The sequence below is a fragment of the Citrobacter sp. Cpo100 genome, from assembly GCF_030332595.1.
Classification (GTDB): Bacteria; Pseudomonadota; Gammaproteobacteria; order Enterobacterales; family Enterobacteriaceae; genus Citrobacter; species Citrobacter portucalensis.
This window is the reverse complement of the sequence record NZ_JAOWHM010000035.1, coordinates 197073-213618: the sequence shown is the minus strand read 5'-3', so window position 1 is coordinate 213618 and position 16546 is coordinate 197073. Positions and strand designations below refer to the sequence as shown.

Annotated in this window: 15 protein-coding genes; 3 read left to right on the top strand and 12 right to left on the bottom strand. The window is 54.4% G+C overall.

The genetic code is table 11. The features are described from left to right. Positions 1 to 120: 120 nt before the first annotated feature. From copA to OGX96_RS13450, 8 genes are all read right to left on the bottom strand, one after another. Positions 121 to 2622, bottom strand: coding sequence for a copper-exporting P-type ATPase CopA (gene copA, locus OGX96_RS13485; protein WP_032942557.1), 2502 nt, complete (start codon positions 2620 to 2622; stop codon positions 121 to 123). Between the two features lie 147 nt (positions 2623 to 2769). Continuing rightward, the gene (locus OGX96_RS13480) at positions 2770 to 3540 is read right to left on the bottom strand and encodes a heme ABC transporter ATP-binding protein (protein WP_048235959.1); all 771 of its coding nucleotides are present in this window, start codon (positions 3538 to 3540) and stop codon (positions 2770 to 2772) included. Further along, entirely contained in the window at positions 3537 to 4529 is a 993-nt protein-coding gene (locus OGX96_RS13475; RefSeq protein WP_048235958.1) for a FecCD family ABC transporter permease, read from the bottom strand. Before OGX96_RS13475 ends, OGX96_RS13480 begins: the two co-directional genes overlap by 4 nt. A 51-nt stretch (positions 4530 to 4580) precedes the next feature. After that, positions 4581 to 5204, bottom strand: coding sequence for an anaerobilin reductase (chuY, locus tag OGX96_RS13470; RefSeq protein WP_100272828.1), 624 nt, complete (start codon positions 5202 to 5204; stop codon positions 4581 to 4583). Continuing rightward, the gene (hutX, locus tag OGX96_RS13465; protein WP_032942563.1) at positions 5204 to 5698 is read right to left on the bottom strand and encodes a heme utilization cystosolic carrier protein HutX; all 495 of its coding nucleotides are present in this window, start codon (positions 5696 to 5698) and stop codon (positions 5204 to 5206) included. Before hutX ends, chuY begins: the two co-directional genes overlap by 1 nt. Positions 5699 to 5710: 12 nt before the next feature. Further along, positions 5711 to 7048: a heme anaerobic degradation radical SAM methyltransferase ChuW/HutW gene (gene hutW, locus OGX96_RS13460; protein WP_008783980.1), complete on the bottom strand. Its 1338-nt coding sequence runs from the start codon at positions 7046 to 7048 to the stop codon at positions 5711 to 5713. Positions 7049 to 7066: 18 nt separating this feature from the next. Continuing rightward, positions 7067 to 7891: a heme/hemin ABC transporter substrate-binding protein gene (locus OGX96_RS13455; RefSeq protein WP_020996571.1), complete on the bottom strand. Its 825-nt coding sequence runs from the start codon at positions 7889 to 7891 to the stop codon at positions 7067 to 7069. A 2-nt stretch (positions 7892 to 7893) separates the two neighbouring features. Next, a complete protein-coding gene (locus OGX96_RS13450) occupies positions 7894 to 10038 on the bottom strand; it encodes a TonB-dependent receptor plug domain-containing protein (protein ID WP_071445842.1) in 2145 nt (714 codons plus the stop codon). A 290-nt stretch (positions 10039 to 10328) separates the two neighbouring features. On the opposite strand from OGX96_RS13450, the gene cueR reads away from it, so the two are divergent. Next, entirely contained in the window at positions 10329 to 10739 is a 411-nt protein-coding gene (gene cueR, locus OGX96_RS13445; protein ID WP_008783984.1) for a Cu(I)-responsive transcriptional regulator, read from the top strand. On the opposite strand, the gene OGX96_RS13440 is transcribed toward cueR, so the two are convergent. Genes OGX96_RS13440 through OGX96_RS13425 form a run of 4 tightly spaced genes read right to left on the bottom strand, consistent with a single transcriptional unit; the run spans position 10736 to position 14958 of the window. After that, on the bottom strand, positions 10736 to 11452 hold the full coding sequence (locus tag OGX96_RS13440; protein ID WP_286583287.1) for a DUF3142 domain-containing protein: 717 nt from the start codon (positions 11450 to 11452) through the stop codon (positions 10736 to 10738). The two genes, cueR and OGX96_RS13440, sit on opposite strands and share 4 nt — an antisense overlap. Further along, positions 11422 to 13566, bottom strand: a complete 2145-nt coding sequence (locus tag OGX96_RS13435; protein WP_286583284.1) for a PA5441 family protein — start codon at positions 13564 to 13566, stop codon at positions 11422 to 11424. The genes OGX96_RS13440 and OGX96_RS13435 overlap by 31 nt, the downstream gene beginning before the upstream one ends. A gap of 19 nt (positions 13567 to 13585) precedes the next feature. Next, complete coding sequence (locus OGX96_RS13430) at positions 13586 to 14044, bottom strand: NfeD family protein (protein WP_048235951.1); 459 nt, start codon at positions 14042 to 14044, stop codon at positions 13586 to 13588. After that, positions 14041 to 14958: an SPFH domain-containing protein gene (locus tag OGX96_RS13425; protein ID WP_003831073.1), complete on the bottom strand. Its 918-nt coding sequence runs from the start codon at positions 14956 to 14958 to the stop codon at positions 14041 to 14043. Before OGX96_RS13425 ends, OGX96_RS13430 begins: the two co-directional genes overlap by 4 nt. Before the next feature lie 133 nt (positions 14959 to 15091). On the opposite strand from OGX96_RS13425, the gene fetA reads away from it, so the two are divergent. Together fetA and fetB are read left to right on the top strand one after the other, a co-directional pair. After that, the gene (fetA, locus tag OGX96_RS13420; RefSeq protein WP_286583282.1) at positions 15092 to 15769 is read left to right on the top strand and encodes an iron efflux ABC transporter ATP-binding subunit FetA; all 678 of its coding nucleotides are present in this window, start codon (positions 15092 to 15094) and stop codon (positions 15767 to 15769) included. Then, positions 15756 to 16535 (top strand): iron efflux ABC transporter permease subunit FetB, encoded by a 780-nt coding sequence (gene fetB / locus OGX96_RS13415; RefSeq protein WP_008783989.1) that lies wholly within the window; start codon positions 15756 to 15758, stop codon positions 16533 to 16535. Before fetA ends, fetB begins: the two co-directional genes overlap by 14 nt. The last annotated feature ends 11 nt before the right edge of the window (positions 16536 to 16546 follow it).

Below are 16546 nucleotides of genomic sequence, written 5' to 3'. Positions count from 1 at the left end.
GTGGTCCAGGAAGGTGCAATGCGAGAATCGCCGGATGGCGACGCGAAATCGTCTTATCCAGCCTACAATGTTACCTGCACTTTGTAGGCCGGATAAGCGTGAGCGCCATGCGGCAGAGGGTTACTCTTTCGGTTTGAAGCGCAGCAGTCGGTTAGCGTTGCTCACCACAGTAATGGAGGAGAGCGCCATCGCCGCCCCGGCAACGACTGGATTCAGCAGTGTTCCGGTGAACGGCCACAGGATCCCCGCGGCAACGGGAATACCGATGCTGTTATAAATAAACGCGCCGACCAGGTTCTGCTTCATATTACGCAACGTTGCCCGGGAGATAGACAGCGCATCCGCGACGCCCATCAGGCTATGGCGCATCAGCGTAATCGCGGCGGTTTCAATCGCCACATCGCTGCCGCCACCCATGGCAATCCCTACATCGGCCTGAGCCAGCGCAGGTGCATCGTTGATACCGTCACCCACCATGGCAACCTGACGCCCCTGGCTTTGCAGACGTTTAATCGCCTCGGCTTTACCGTCCGGCAGAACACCGGCAATCACCTCATCAATACCGGCTTCTTTGGCAATAGCGTTAGCCGTGGTCGGGTTGTCACCGGTAAGCATCACCAGACGATACCCGTTGCGGTGCAGACGCTGAAGTGCTGCCACGCTGTCGCTACGCAGTGGATCACGCACCGCTAACAGCGCCGCCGCTTTACCATCAATCGCCAACAGGACCGGGGTTGACCCCTGGGATGCCTGAGCGGTGATTTCAGCTTCCATTTCAGTGGTATCTACCTGTTGCTCATTGAGCAGTGCCTGGTTGCCCAGCAGCAGCGTATGACCTTCCGTTTCACCGCTTACGCCTAAACCGCGCAGCGTACGGAAACCGTTGACCTGTGGCAGCGTAACATCACCGGCTTTGTCCAGAATCGCCCTGGCCAGCGGGTGACTGGAACCCTGTTCAAGGGCCGCAGCCAGACGAATTGCCAGTGCTTCATCGGTGTTGCCAAACGTTTTGATGGCGACAACCTGCGGTTTACCTTCAGTCAATGTCCCGGTTTTATCAAATACGACGGTATCAAGCGTACTGGCGCGCTGCAGCGCATCGGCATCACGTACCAGAACCCCAAACTCAGCAGCACGACCCACACCGGAAATAATCGACATTGGTGTTGCCAGGCCCAGCGCACAAGGGCAGGCAATAATCAGTACGGTAGTGGCAATCACCAGCGTATAAACAATTTGTGGTGCCGGCCCGAAGAAATACCAGATTGCCGCACTCACCAGCGCAATGACGACGACGACCGGAACGAACACTGAGGAGATACGGTCGGCTAGTTTGCCAATCTCCGGTTTACTGCTTTGCGCCTGGCGCACCATACGAATAATGCGTGAAAGCGTGGTGTGGCTGCCAACGGCACTGGCGCGGAATAGCACGCTGCCGTCCTGTACGACCGTACCGGCGTGGACGCTATCGCCTTCGCCTTTTTGTTGCGGAATAGGCTCTCCGGTCAGCATGGCTTCATCCAGCCAGGCTTCGCCCTGAGTGATTTCGCCATCTACCGGAACGCGGTCACCGGTGGTCAGGCGCAGCAACATTCCCGCCTGAACGTCTGCCAGCGGCACGTTCTTTTCGCCTTCGTCGGTAACAACACGCGCGGTCGGCGGTGTCAGATCGAGTAATTTTTCCAGTGCTTTGGACGAACGCTGGCGAGCCCGCGCTTCCAGCATGTGCCCGAGGTTAATCAGACCGATAATCATCGCACTGGCTTCATAATAGAGGTGTCGCGCTTCCATCGGGAACCATTGCGGCCAGAGGTTGACGCTCATGGAATAAAGCCATGCCACCCCTGTACCCAGCGCCACCAGCGTATCCATGGTCGCGGTGCCGTTCATCAGGCTTTTCCACGCGTTGCGGTAAAAATGACCGCCCGCGAAAACCATCACGGCAAGCGTTGCCAGACCAATCGTCAGCCACAGGCTGCGGTTGTCGGCAGTGACCATCATGTTTTCGCCAATCATTCCCCATACCATGACAGGGATACCCAACAGCAGCGCGACGGCCGCCTGCCAGCGAAAACGTTTCATGGTTGCTACGGCGGTTTCTTGCTGACGCTCGCGGCGCTTAACATCATCTTCAATGGCTTCTGCGCCGTAGCCCGCTTTTTCCACCGCTTTCACTAACTGGTCGGCGGACGCACTGCCCATTACCAGCGCAGTACGTTCCGCCAGGTTTACCCGTGCCTGCGTGACACCCGGTACGCTTTGCAGAGCATCTTGTACGCGGATAACACAGCTGGCGCAGCTCATGCCGTTTAACAGCAACTGTTGGCTGTCATCATCAGCCGTAGCTGCCGGAAGCTCGGAAGGGACCGCTGCCAGTGCTTCCGACGGGATTGATGACTCCGTCAGCGGTTTAGCCTTTGGGTGGCTTAACTCCGCGCCGTAACCGGCTTGTTTGATGGTTTCAATCAGCGCTTCAGCACTGGCGCTCCCGGTGATGTGCGCTTCAGTCACAGTGACATCCGCTTGCTCAACGTCCGGGCGTTGCTCCAGACTTTCTTTAACGCGTTTTACGCAGTGACCACAGGACAAGCCGTCCAGGGTTAGATCGATTGTTTGAGACATAACCAACTCCTTTATTGCAGGATTAACTGACTGTGATAAAGGTTAAACCTTCCATCTAGGGGAAGGTCAAGGGAGTTTTTAGAAAAGGTGCAAAAAGGGCGTAAAGGAAGAAAAACGGGAACGTCAGGTCAGCACGTTCCCGGTCTGTTATTGATTGAGAACGATAAGCGGCGTTCGATGCTGCGGTTCATTCATCACCGTGAGATCGGCGCCGTACAGTGCATTTAGTGACGATTGCTGCAGAACATCCTGCGGACGACCGTTATCAACTATCCTGCCGCGTTCCATCAATACAACGCGGTCAGCATAGCGCGCCGCAAGGTTGAGATCGTGCAGGACGCAGCAGACGCTGAACTGTCGTTCACCTACCAGACGACGCAGCAGACGAAAAAGATGCTGTTGGTGGTGAATATCCAGGGCGGAGGTGGGTTCATCGAGAAACAACCATTTTGGCCTGGGTTCGGGCTCCCAAAGTTGAACCAGCAGACGCGCCAGCTGTACCCGCTGTTGTTCTCCTCCCGACAGATGCCGGTAATCGCGCGCGGCCAGCGCCTGGCAGTCACACAACGTCATGATGTGCTCCGTTTCATCGCCCGTGTTGCGCGTACGATACGGATGCCTGCCCATGCGGATGACCTCCTGCACGCTAAACGGGAAGGCCATATGACTGTTCTGGCGCATCACGGCACGGGTTTTTGCCAGCTCGGTGATTGACCACTCGTTCAGCGGCTTGCCAAACAAGCTACAACGCCCGCTGTGGGGCTGCAGATAGCCCGTAAGCTGGCGAAGCAGCGTCGATTTTCCGGCCCCATTCGGGCCAAGAATCGCGATGATTTCTCCATCAGGTAGCGTCACGGAAACGTCATCGGTCAGTCGTCTGCCCTGAATGTGGTAGACCAGATTTTCAGCGACGATCATGACATCCTCCGGCTACGCAGTATTAACCACAGGAAATACGGTCCACCGATCAGGCTGGTTAACAGACCAACGGGCATTTCGGCAGGCTGAACAAGTGTGCGGGCCAGCGTGTCGGCAATCAGAAGTAAACAGGCACCGGCCAACGTAGAGCAAGGAATCAACCAGCGATGATCGGCGCCGGTAGTCATTCTGATCAGATGCGGGATCACCAGGCCAATAAAGCCAATCACGCCGCTGACGGAAACGGCAGCGCCAACCAGGAGCGAGCTGAGCAACAGTAACTGCTGGCGCTTACGTTTGACGTTTACGCCGAGGTAATGCGCCTCTTCATCACCCAATTGCAGCAAATTAAGCGTTCCTGCCATACAGACGGTGACAGCAATGGCTGGAAGAACAAACGTGCTGGCAACCAGCAGCGTTGGCCACTGGGCCTGGCCGAGATTCCCCATCATCCACAGCGTAAGTTGACGTAGCTGCTGTTCGTCGCCCACATAGCTCAGCACACCAATAGCCGAACCGCACAGAGCATTGATAGCGATACCTGCTAACAGTAGTTGCATCATTCCGCCGTGGTTATGACGCTGACTTATCAGGAAAATAATCGTGCAGACCACCATGCTGCCCGCGACGGCAAAAATCATCTGCTCATACAACACCAGCACTACGGGGAATGAAAATGGGATAACTATCGCGATGCCGACCATCAGCGCGGAGCCGCTGCTGACGCCAAGCAGGCCGGGATCGGCCATTGGATTGCGAAAAAGTCCCTGCATAATGACCCCTGCCGTAGCCAGCGCAGCACCGACCAAAACGGCCAGCAGTACGCGGGGCAGGCGGATGTTCAACCAGATATCTCGGTATTCGTCGTTGAACAGGGCGCTGAAGCTAATGTTCAACGCCCCCTGGCTGGCACCGAACAGCATCAGAGCGACCAGCAAGAGAGAAAGGCCCGTCAGAATGCTGACGGAAGAAAGCGAGTCCTTAAGCACGCAACGCTCCATAACGTCTTTGCGGCGCGAAGTTTCCGCGCCGCGAGGGGTTTACGCGGGTTTCAGTCCCGGCTCAACTAAACTGTAAATCTGGTTATTGAGTGTCGGCGCCGTGGCCAGTTCGTGAATGTGCCTGGCAACATCCGCGCGCATCACAAAGCCATGACACTCCTCGGCCTGTATGCGTTGCGCCAGACCTGTGGCTTCACCATTCAGCAAACCGCCGGGGCGGAGAATGGCGTAGTCCAGTAGACTGGTTTGTAGCCAGCTTTCAGCCAACGATTTTTCCCGTACGGCCTGGCCAAATGCGGCCCTGGCGCGTGGGGACAAAAAGGGCCAACTGTCGCCACAGCCCAGAGAGGTAACCAGAATCATGCGTTTGATCTCAGCTTTTTCTGCTTCATCAATGACGGTTCTGTGCGCCAGATAATCCTGGGCACCGCCCATGGAGGAGATTACCGTGGCATGCTGACCTGCTGCGCGACAGGCGCAGGCGGTGACCTGGCTGTCGCAGGCGTCGCCAATAAAGACCTGCACACCTTTTTCCTGCAGCCCGGCAGCAACCTGGGGATTGCGAACGACAGCAATCACCGGACGATGCTCCGCCAGTGCGAGCTCCAGCGTTTTCGCGCCGACGCCGCTTCCACCTGCACCAAAAATAAGCCATGGAGCCATCAGGCATGTTCCTTTAAAGATGAAGACAACGTGTGAAAGGCGCTGACCTGTTCGGCCAGCAGCTGTCGATGCTCATCGCGACCGAGGAAAATTTTGAACATAGCGCTACCCGCCTGGTTGAAGAAGAGAATGGACGCAGTGTCCATTCCCATAAATTTGCGTTCAATCAGGGCAATATGCGTGCAGTTTTCTGCCTTGATATGACCGGTCATGCCTTTTTTGCCGCGCAGGTTGAAGTAACCGTGGCGGTGGAATCCGGAAGGTAATTCACCGGTGAATTCCAGAATGACATCAGCAGTATGGACCAGGGTGGTGACTTTGCCCCATTCGCAGACGGTTTCCCAGACGGTATCAAATTGACTGCCGGAAACCAGCGTTGGGGAAGGGAGATTTTTCACCACCTCCAGCAATGTAGTGTTGTACTGGGCTGCGATAGCTTCCAGCGTACCGTCCGGCTCAGTTTTCAAAAAATCCTGTAAAGAGACATGGCTCATTATTCACTCCTTTTATGGTTGCTCTACCGCAATGCGCGGCGCGTTAAGTTCCTGAATCAGTTCATCAAGAGACTGCAAAATATTGCTCGCCCAAAAACGCCCTTCATTGGTCAGGCGTACACAGGTGCTGGCATCTCGCGTCAGTCCTGCGTGATGCCATTGGGTCAGTAGCGGGGCCAGTTTTTGTGCATGAGGCGTCAGCTCATCCAGCGGAATGCGGGCCGTCTCAATACCGGCCTGGAGAGTGTGTCGCCACTGGAAACCACGCTCGGCGGTGCGCATCATCATCATTAGCGGTTTTTTTCCGGCGGCGATAGATTCATGCCATGTATTCAGGTTGCGCTCGACCATCCAGGAATAGCCATTGACTGACCCTCCTGCGCCAGAGCCGAATGCCAGACAGTCTGCACCCTGTTTAATCAGCAGGTTGTACAGATTGCGTTCCCGTGTGGTACGCGCCCAGTGGCTGTTGCTGATGCAGCGCCAGCCCGCGCTGTCCATGAAATCGCAGCCCTGAAGATAGAGATCGCGGCGTTCGGCGGGAGAGGGAACGGTTGTGCGCCCGGTTTCAACCGCTTTGCCAAGCGGTGTATTAGGGATCAGATTCAGCGCATAAAGATCTACGCCGTCGAGGCCGATATCGCGGGCAATCGCCAGATCCTCGCCCCACAGTTTTGCGTCTTGTCCTGGCAGACCAAACAGCAGATCGCACACCACGGCGGCACGATCTCGTTTTACCAGTCCCTGCATAAAGGCCGTCGCGGTCGGGCCGTCCGAAGTACGCGCCATTTTCTTGCGGATTCGGCTGTTAAAAGACTGAATACCGATTGAAAATCTATTGGCGCCAGCGTCAAGGCAGGCATCAATTCGCGCATCGTCAAAATTGAGCACCCGTCCCTCAATGGTGATTTCGCAGTCCGGCGCCAACGGTAGCTTGTCACGCAGCGCGGTAATGATTCTGGCCAGGTCCTGTGCAGACAGCGCAGAAGGCGTACCGCCGCCAAAATAGACGGCGTGAATGGGGGCCGACTGATGTAATGCGCTATCAGCTTCCATCTCTATTTCGCGCAACAGCGCGTTGGTGTAGAGGGCGCAGTTGTCTTCTTCAAATCGGTTTTGATAAAAACCGCAGAAAGTACAATGTGTTGCGCAAAAAGGAATATGCAAGTACACCAGCCGTTTACGCGGTGGGGTTGGCTGGTTGATGACCTCCTGCCAGGTCTGTGACAATAGCTCTTTGGCAACCGGGATCGCCCCACGCCAGGGCATCGTGGCGCGGCGATCCTTAAATGGCTGACTTCCCTCGAGCGCAAAATGCGCGGTGAGATCCAGCGAATGTTCAGTTTTCATTCTTCTTAATAAATCCAGTTAGTGAGGCCAGAATTGCTGGTGCAGGGCTTCAACCGCATCGGCGACGCGTGGTCCCATTCCCAGAATCAGCGCCTGGTCTACCGCCACAATGCGCTGGTTTTTCCAGGCCGCAGTGTGGGTAATACCGGCAATCGCGCTCAGGCGAGCCAGACCGCCATCGACCATTTGCGACGTCACCACGATCACCTCCGGGTTGGCGGCGATCAGTGACTCCGCGCTGTAGCTTTTATATTGCGCATGGGTGGCGACATTTTGTGCGCCTGCGAGGGTCATAATGGCATCGGCAACGCTGCCTTTTCCGGCGATCTGAGGTGCGCTGCCGCCAGCAGAGAGAATGAACATGGCTTTGACCGGCGCGTTTTTCGCCGCCACGCTGTGCTTAATACGCTCCAGACGTTGCTGCAGGCGATTGACTAGCGCCTCACCTTGGTCAGGAATGTGCAGTGTTGTAGCCAGTTCTTGAATGTTGGCGTACATCTGTTCGACGGTGGCCGGTACGCGCGGCAACGTCACGACGTTAACCTTTTGCGCCCGCAACTGATCCAACACGATTTGGGGACCTGCATCCTGCCAGGTGATAAAACTGTCCGGATGGAGCGACAAAATGCCCTCGCTGCTTAACTGCTTCCAGTAGCCGATATGCGGGAGTGCGGCAGTTTCGGGCGGATACGAGGTGGTTTCATCAACGCCAACCACCCGGTTGCCGACGCCCATGGCGTATACCAGTTCACTAAGCGAGCCGCCCGCCACCACCAGGCGGTCGGCGGACTGGGCACTGAAAACGCAGGCGAGGCTCAGTAAGCCAATCATGAGCTTTTTCATCGTCAGAAATTCCACGCAAAGCCAACGGCGGCATTGAAACCAGCATCTGGAATAGATTCATGTGCGGTTCTGTAACGCTTATCGGTCAGGTTGTTGAGCGCGAGGTTGACCTGATACTGGTCCTGCGGACCGAACTCGGTGTTGAATGCGAGGTTAAGTGTGGCCCAGCCTGGGTAGTTGATTTCCGTGGTGCCGGTATTATCTTTAGCGCTGGACGCCGCGCGGATAAAGGCATCGGACGTCACGTTAGCGACATTCATCAACCAGGTATGTTTCAGGCCGACACGCCCGGTCAGCGTGGGTTCGCCGGTATCCCAGGTTTTTAGGGTATTGCCTTCGTACTGACGGCGAATGAGATTACCGCTCAGGTAAGGTGAAACCGCCCAGCCGTTGTATTCTGCGGTGAGTTCCATGCCCCAGGTTTTGGCCCGATCAATGTTTTCGTAGTAGTAATAGCCGCCCCGTGAAGAGGTGGTATTACCGCTGCAAACGGGTTGGCCTGAACAGGCCAGGCTGGCGATATAGTCTTTGGCTTCGGAGTAATAAATGGCGCCGTCAATCAGCCACATATTCCCTTTATACCGTGCGCCCAGCTCATAGTTATTCGAGTGTTCCGCCTTCAGGTTTGGGTTGCCGTAGGTCACGCTTCCGCCTGCGGACGTCTGCATAAACAGCTGAGTCAGCGTGGGGAAAACATAGCCCTGGGCATATGCTGCCCGGAGTTCAAGATCTTTAAAACCGGAATAGCGTAGGCTGGTTGAGGTCACCAGTTCATCATCGTGTACTGAATTTCCCCCGGTGGAATGCCAGGTGCTGCCGCTGCTTTGCAGGGTTTGCGTATCGTTGCGATTGAGCTTCGAAGACAGCCAGTACTGGCGTGCGCCTACGGTCCAGGTCCAGTCATCGGCAAAGCGCCAGTCGTTTTGCGCGAACAATGAGGTGTTGCTTTGCTCCGCTTCGTTGTATGACAGGGTGCGGGTTTGCGTATCGAAGAAGCCGGTAGCTGCGGTCTGGCGCGTACTGCCGTCCGTGTCCTGTTTGATTTTGTCATGCTGATATTGAGTGCCAATCACCAGCTCGTTGTTCGCGGGAAGGGAGAAATTGCCCTGCAGCGTTACCCCCTGGGTATACTGTTTGTCGTTGGTATTGGTTTGATTGTTTATCGTCAGCGCTTTAATCGCCGGGCTGGGGATTACCTGAGTCGTTTTGACTCGGTTTTCAAATTTGCGCTCTATTGTCTGGGTGTATGCGTCAACATGGATTTTCTTCAGGTAATCCCCGCCAGCCGCGTAGTCGTAGAAAAGACCGATTTTCTCGCGTTCCAGCTTAGGTATTTTGACGCTAAAGTCGTCGAACTGGCCCTCTGGATCGTCAAACCAGGTTTGAGTAGACAGTTTGTAACGATCGAGGGAGAGTCCGATTTTATGGCGATCGAAATTGTAGCCAAGCCACACGCCCTGGCCGTTATTACGGAAATTGGTGTCGGGCAATCTCCCGTCAGGCGTATCGCGGTCCCCCTGGTCGGAATAGCTGCCATTGATGCGGTAGTCAAAGTTTCCGATGCTGCCCCAGGCTGCTGCTGATTCTTCCCATCCTGCCGTTGCGGAGTTATAAACGGCCTTAACGCTGCCGCCGAGAGGCTTATCGCCGCCTTTTTTCGTAATAAAGTTTACGACACCGCCAATCGCCTGCGAACCGTAAAGGACAGAGTAGGGGCCTTTTACTACTTCAATCCGTTCCAGCGCGGATTCGTCAATCAGCAAACCGGCCCCGTAGTTTTGCCCGGCGCGCTGGTAGCTGACAACCTGGCCGTCGATCAAAATCAGCACCCGCGAAGAGGCTTCGCCACGGATACGAATTTGTTTCCGGCCAGCGAGGGCGTTATCGGTGACTTCGACGCCGGGAATATCTTGTAAATCATCAGCAATAGAAACGCTGGTGGAGTTTTGCAGCGTCTGGCGATCGATAACCTGAATAGTTGCCGGGCTATCCCAGAGACTACTTTCAGAGCGGTTAGCCGTGACGATCACCGTATCATCGTCGGGCGCTGAAGCGTGTGTTGTAGAGGTAGCTGCAGAAGCAGCGCCGGACATGCATAATGTCAGGGCTGAAAGAATAAATGGCCTTTGGTTAATCCGTGGCAACATAAGAGAACCTTTATTAAATGTAAATGATCATCATTATCATTCGCATTTGTATATAAAAATGTTTCCCTTTGTTCAATATGAAAGATGCATAACCAATATATCTTTTGATTTGAGTCAATTTTGTACGGTCAATAAATACTGAAATGTGATCTGTATCGGGTATAACAATGTGAATAGAAAGGATTTATTCATCTCTTTGTTGGCTTATAATGTGCAGATTTCTCGGGTAAATGATTACGGCAATCTGGGCTATAATGTGGCTCAGCACCAACAAGCACCGCGGGGGAAATGTGAATATTAGCGATGTTGCGAAAAAAACCGGTTTAACCAGCAAAGCCATTCGCTTTTATGAAGAGAAAGGACTGGTGACGCCGCCGCTGCGTAGTGACAATGGCTATCGCACTTACAACCAACAGCATCTGAATGAACTGACGTTGCTGCGTCAGGCGCGGCAGGTTGGATTTAATCTGGAAGAGTGCGGCGAGCTGGTAAACCTGTTTAACGATCCGGCGCGTCACAGCGCGGATGTGAAAAAGCGCACCCTGGAAAAGGTGGCGGATATTGAGCGGCATATCAGTGAGCTGCAGGCCATGCGCTTGCATTTACTGGCGCTGGCGGACAGTTGCCCGGGTGATGACAGCGCTGAATGTCCGATTATGGATAATCTCTCCGGCTGCTGCCATCACAAAGCGAAGGCTTAACGGCGAGAAGGATTAAGCATAAACACCACCGTACCGCGGTACCACGGAGATTTCTCAAGCTGCGCTTCAGCCAGTGGATCTCGGCTACCGTTTTGCACCAGTCCCAGCTTAAATGGAATGCGCAGGCGGCTCAGCGCGGGTAGATACGCCTGATAATTCGTCACCGTGCGACGCCCCTGATAGCTTTGCACCACCAGTTCATCGACCGCCAACGCGTTCAGCGTAGCGACGTCGCCCGTTTTTGCCCAATCCAGTAGTCCGGTTACCCCTAGCGCAAACTCGGCCGGGAGCTGTTGGCGCAGTTGCTGCAGAAAGCGGGCGTAGTCGGTCAGTTGATGGGTCGCTGCGTCAAAATCAACCTGCAGGCCGACGACGTTATTCCCGGCGGTCTGCCAGCGCTGCATCAACCGTATGATACGCGCCGGGATCTCTTCCGGTACGTCGAGAGTGGTAAAGCGTACGGTCAGCCAGATTGAGGGAAAAGACAGACGACTGACCGACAGTCCGAGGCGCTGGAACACCACGTTACCGGAACGAACCAGTACCTCGCCCTGGTGCAGATAAACCGTTTGCGCGTCTTTCAGCTCGTAACTGGCTTTCACCCCAGACCACAGCCAGAAGGCTGAATGTTCACGGGCGGCGACGATATCCGCCGCCTGTGCCTGGCCGAGAAGCAGTGCGGTTACCAGTAATATTTGAGTTTTTGCGCCCACGGGCTTCCCGGATACTGCGTTTTCAGTTGGGTGAACCAGCCCTTACGCTGCAATTTGTCCACGTCTTCTCCGCCACATTCGTTAGCGCCTGATGGCGCATAGCACATGATGGCGCGATACAGCGCGAAGCTCTTATCTTCGACTTCCGCGGTGGGTGAGGTGATTACCTGCTGGTAGTAGCTCTGTCTGTCGAACTGGCCGAACGGTTTCTTACGCGAAATAGCTGATTCAAGCACGTCGTTGCCAGCGCTGTTTTTCCACAGGTCGACATGTGTTTGCGTGGTGCGGAAGAATTCGCCAAGGCAGTTCAGCGCGTGAGCATCATCCGCTTTTTTGCTCAATACCGTTACCGTTTCATTGAGGCTGCGGCACGTATAACCCGCCTGGGCCGTGTCGCCATTCCAGTCGAATATGCTCAGGTTAACGTCAGCAAACGCTTCGCCAATGACCGGTGATGTAATCGCGCTGGCCAGTTTTCTGTCAGTAAGCCAGTCGCCAAAACGATTCTCTGTAAGATCCCGCACCAGCAGCGTATGCAACGCAATGGTACGCTCTTCGTTATTCGGGCCATGAACGGCCTGCTGGCGCAGCAGTTCTGGCGTGGCCTGCGTTTTCAGCACCTGCGAACGAAAGCGCAGGTTGGTCACCGCGCTATTCGGTGCGAAAACCGCTGCCACGTCGCCGCTATACACCAGCGTGGCGGCAAGCTTAGCCTGTACATATTGCTGCTGTTCGTTATCCTGGCTGAGTTTTAACAACTGCTGCCAGAAATTGCGCGCCTCGGCCCATTTCTTTTGGCCCATCAACGCTTCGCCGTACAGCACCTGTTCGCTGAAGGCGAGGGTATCGTGAGCGGCAAGTTTCTGCGCTGGCGTAACTGCCTGAATAATTGCCGCGTAGTTGCCCGTTGCCAGCCACAGATTCAGTTGCAGATCGCGCCATAGCGGCAGTTTTTGGCTTTGTTCAAACACCGGTTTGCTGGCGTCGAGCTGTGCCTGCGTCAGCGTCGGTTTGTTATTGTTATCCAGGCGCAGCGCGCGTAGTAGCTCGATATAGCTGACTCGCGGCGCGTCGGGGAAGGCCTCAACGACGGACTGGTCGTAGAACGCCATGCCATAGACATTATCGTATTCGATGACATTTTCGCGCAGTTGCTGTGCGTCAGCCGACTGCTTCAGCGTCTGTTCATACAACCCGGCCAGCTGCGGCCATGACTGTAAATACCAGTTGATGCGACGCAACATGCCTCGTGAAGAGTCAGCGTAGAGTCCTTGGGGAAAACGCTGCAGATAGGCCTGCGCCAACTCTTGAGCCTGAGTGGCATCCTCGCGGTTAATTTTCGCAATATCAAAATCGCCGTACTCGCCCACACTGTTCTGACTGCTTTTGTTCAACGCCGTGCGCATCAGCATGTATTGCGCGGTCTCTGCTAACCACGGACGGTCGCTTGTAGCAAGCTGAGTGAAATCCCGTTCGGCACTGGCATAATCACCGGCATAGAAACTGGCTGCTGCTGCCAGATAGCTTTTATAGGGCAGAGCTTGAGAATCTGCCGGGAAGGTGGCAAGAGAAGACTCAATTTGCTCGCGGGTTGCTCCGGAAAGCAGTCCTGTACGCGCCTGGGCTAAGGCCTGACGCTGTTCCGCTGTTAATGTGGAATCGGCCAACAGCGCGGCAAAAAAGGCGCTAACGCTCTCGGCGTTATTCGAAACATGACGGTTCTCTAGCTCAGCGTCATTGATGTTTATTTCGTCGGCGCTAATGTTCAGCTCGGCCATCTGTCGGGAGAGAGGGCTGTCCGCGGCGGATGCCTGAGCTGCCGCTGTTTGCGGGGCAGCCTCATCCCATTGCGGATGATAGGCAAAATAGAAATCGCGGGAGCGAGTGATGTCTGCGGGCATCGACTGCACGGGCAGAGCAAATGATTTTTCCTGGCTCAGCAGCCGCAGCAGGTTGTCGCGGCTGTCGTTTTCAGGGTTAAAGGTCGGCGTTCCCTTCAGCAGGCAGCTGTCGTCGCTCCATTTGCAGTCTTCCATATCGAACGAAGCGAATGCCTGCGGGGCGGCGGTCAGCAATGTGCAAAGGGCAAAGGCAAGGGGTGTCTTCCTGACCATAGTCTTATTTCCTGTCTTTTTAGTGTGATACCGCTTTTATAATCAGGGTGATTCCCTCAACGGCAATGACTTCAACCTGCGTTCCGGCGCTCAAATCGTCACGGGCGCTAACGGGCCAGGAACTGTCGCCGACGCGCATATGTCCGCGACCATTGACCAGGTTAGTTTCCAGAGTAAATCGACGGCCAACTAACTGTTGTCCACGTTGGTTAAGATGGCTATCGGCCGGCTGCTGTTCCTGAACGCGTCTTGCCAGCCACTTCCACCACAGCCAGGCCGCCAGCAGGGTGAGGGCAGCGAACATTGCCCCCTGCCACGCCCAGTCTAGTGGAACGAGCCAGATGACCAGACCGGTAATCACCGCTGCCACGCCGCTCCACAGCAGATAGCCGTTGCCGCCCAGCATCTCGGCGGCCAGTAACAGACCACCGAGGCTGAGCCAGAAGATATGCGGGTGCACCAGAATCATCGCTATCATGATTTTTTCCGCTCGCTGGCGCTGTCCTTAACCAGTTCGGCGATCCCGGCAATGGAGCCCATCAGGCTGCTGGCATCCAGCGGCATCATCACCACTTTGCTGTTATTCGACGAGCCGATATGCTGCAGCGCTTCGGTGTATTTCTGTGCCACGAAGTAGTTCACGGCCTGAATATCCCCGGCGGCAATGGCCTCAGAAACCATCTGCGTTGCGCGGGCTTCTGCTTCTGCGGAACGTTCACGCGCTTCAGCCTGTAAAAATGCGGACTGACGTTCACCTTCCGCGATGAGGATTTTCGACTGCTTCTCACCTTCGGCCTTGACGATTTCCGCCTGGCGGATCCCTTCGGCTTCCAGAATGTAGGCGCGCTTGGTACGTTCGGCTTTCATCTGCGCGTTCATGGCGTCGATAAGTTCTGCCGGTGGACGCACGTCACGAATCTCAATACGGGTGATTTTGATGCCCCAAGGATTGGTGGCCTCATCAACAATATGCAGCAGGCGCGTGTTGATGTTGTCACGCTGGGAGAGCATTTCATCGAGCTCCATCGAGCCGAGAACAGTACGAATGTTGGTCATGGTCAGGTTGATGATCGCCAGTTCCAGGTTGCTGACTTCATACGCGGCTTTCGGCGCGTCGATCACCTGAATAAAGCACACAGCATCAATCGAGACGTTGGCGTTATCTTTGGAGATGACTTCCTGAGAGGGGATATCAAGCACCTGTTCCATCATATTGATCTTACGACCAATGCGGTCCATGAACGGTACAACAAGGCTTAAACCCGGTTGCAGGGTTTTGGTGTAACGGCCAAAACGCTCTACCGTCCACTGATATCCCTGCGGGACGATTTTGACGCCTGCGCCGACGATCACCAGCGCGACAAAAATAAGAATAGGAATAAAAATGAGCATTGATGAAACCTCCTGTTGTGCTGTCCTTTACTGCCTCATTAGTCAAATTATACCCGATTTATCAAGGTGGGCTCCCCTATAATAAATTACAGGGATAGACTATCTGCACGAAAGATGTAAAAAGGGATTGGTAATGGAAGAAAGCAGCATTCTGCTTCAGTTAAAAAATGTCGCGTGGCAGGCAGGGGCGACGCAGGTTCTTAATAACATCTGTTTTGATCTCCGCGCCGGAGAATTTAAGCTGATTACCGGCCAGTCCGGCTGCGGTAAAAGCACGTTACTCAAGATTGTGGCGTCGTTAATAAGTCCGACTGGTGGTGAGATTCTCTTTGAGGGTAAAGAGATAAATACCCTCAAGCCGGAAACGTATCGCCAGCAGGTCTCTTATTGCGCGCAAACGCCCGCTTTGTTTGGTGACACCGTTTACGACAATCTCATTTTCCCCTGGCAAATTCGCGACAAACGTCCGGATCCGGATGTGTTTCTGACCGATCTGGCCCGCTTTGAGTTACCCGAGACGATCCTCAAAAAAAATATCAATGAGCTATCCGGCGGCGAAAAGCAGCGCGTCTCGTTAATTCGTAATTTGCAGTTTCTGCCGAAAATTCTGCTGCTTGATGAAATCACCAGCGCGCTGGATGAATCCAACAAGCGTAATGTGAACGAATTAATTCACCACTATGTTCGCGATAAGAATATTGCTGTGCTGTGGGTGACGCATGACAAAGATGAAATTGATCATGCGGATAACGTCATAACCCTTCAACCGCACGCCGGTGAAATGCAGGAAGTAAGTAATGAACGAGCATAATATTACCAATGAATCCCTGGCGTTAGCGATGATGCTGGTGGTGGTCGCGATACTGATCAGCAACAAAGAAAAGCTGGCGCTGGAAAAAGATATTCTCTGGAGCGTTTGCCGGGCAGTGGTTCAGCTTATTATCGTGGGCTACGTGCTGAAATATATTTTCGGCGTCAACCATAGCATTCTGACCTTATTGATGGTGCTGTTTATCTGCTTTAACGCGGCCTATAACGCGCAAAAACGCAGTAAATATATTGATAAAGCTTTTCTCTCGTCGTTTATTGCTATTACGGTGGGAGCGGGGCTAACGCTTTCGGTGCTGGTTCTTTCAGGCTCTATCGAGTTCACGCCGATGCAGGTCATCCCGATCTCTGGCATGATTGCAGGCAATGCGATGGTGGCGGTGGGGCTGTGTTACAACAATTTGGGGCAGAGGTTTAACAGCGAGCAGCAGCAAATTCAGGAAAAACTCAGCCTCGGCGCGACGCCGAAAGTGGCCTCCGCGCCGCTTATTCGCGACAGCATTCGCGCCTCGCTGATCCCGACGATTGATTCAGCGAAGACCGTGGGGCTGGTGAGTTTACCGGGAATGATGTCAGGATTGATCTTTGCAGGTATTGACCCGGTAAAAGCGATTAAGTATCAGATTATGGTGACGTTTATGCTGCTATCAACCGCCAGCCTGTCGACCATTATTGCCTGCTATTTAACCTATCGGAAGTTCTATAATTCGCGCCACCAACTGGTGGTGACGCCATTAAAGAAACCGTGATGTGATGCCGT

Excerpts from the sequence above, each read along its gene's own strand:
- hutX (WP_032942563.1), bottom strand. The coding sequence starts at position 5,698 with ATGAGCCATGTCTCTTTACAGGATTTTTTGAAAACTGAGCCGGACGGT.
- OGX96_RS13455 (WP_020996571.1), bottom strand. The coding sequence starts at position 7,891 with ATGAAAAAGCTCATGATTGGCTTACTGAGCCTCGCCTGCGTTTTCAGT.
- OGX96_RS13480 (WP_048235959.1), bottom strand. The coding sequence starts at position 3,540 with ATGATCGTCGCTGAAAATCTGGTCTACCACATTCAGGGCAGACGACTG.
- OGX96_RS13430 (WP_048235951.1), bottom strand. The coding sequence starts at position 14,044 with ATGATAGCGATGATTCTGGTGCACCCGCATATCTTCTGGCTCAGCCTC.
- fetA (WP_286583282.1), top strand. The coding sequence starts at position 15,092 with ATGGAAGAAAGCAGCATTCTGCTTCAGTTAAAAAATGTCGCGTGGCAG.
- chuY (WP_100272828.1), bottom strand. The coding sequence starts at position 5,204 with ATGGCTCCATGGCTTATTTTTGGTGCAGGTGGAAGCGGCGTCGGCGCG.
- OGX96_RS13425 (WP_003831073.1), bottom strand. The coding sequence starts at position 14,958 with ATGCTCATTTTTATTCCTATTCTTATTTTTGTCGCGCTGGTGATCGTC.
- copA (WP_032942557.1), bottom strand. The coding sequence starts at position 2,622 with ATGTCTCAAACAATCGATCTAACCCTGGACGGCTTGTCCTGTGGTCAC.
- OGX96_RS13435 (WP_286583284.1), bottom strand. The coding sequence starts at position 13,566 with ATGGTCAGGAAGACACCCCTTGCCTTTGCCCTTTGCACATTGCTGACC.
- fetB (WP_008783989.1), top strand. The coding sequence starts at position 15,756 with ATGAACGAGCATAATATTACCAATGAATCCCTGGCGTTAGCGATGATG.
- hutW (WP_008783980.1), bottom strand. The coding sequence starts at position 7,048 with ATGAAAACTGAACATTCGCTGGATCTCACCGCGCATTTTGCGCTCGAG.
- OGX96_RS13450 (WP_071445842.1), bottom strand. The coding sequence starts at position 10,038 with ATGTTGCCACGGATTAACCAAAGGCCATTTATTCTTTCAGCCCTGACA.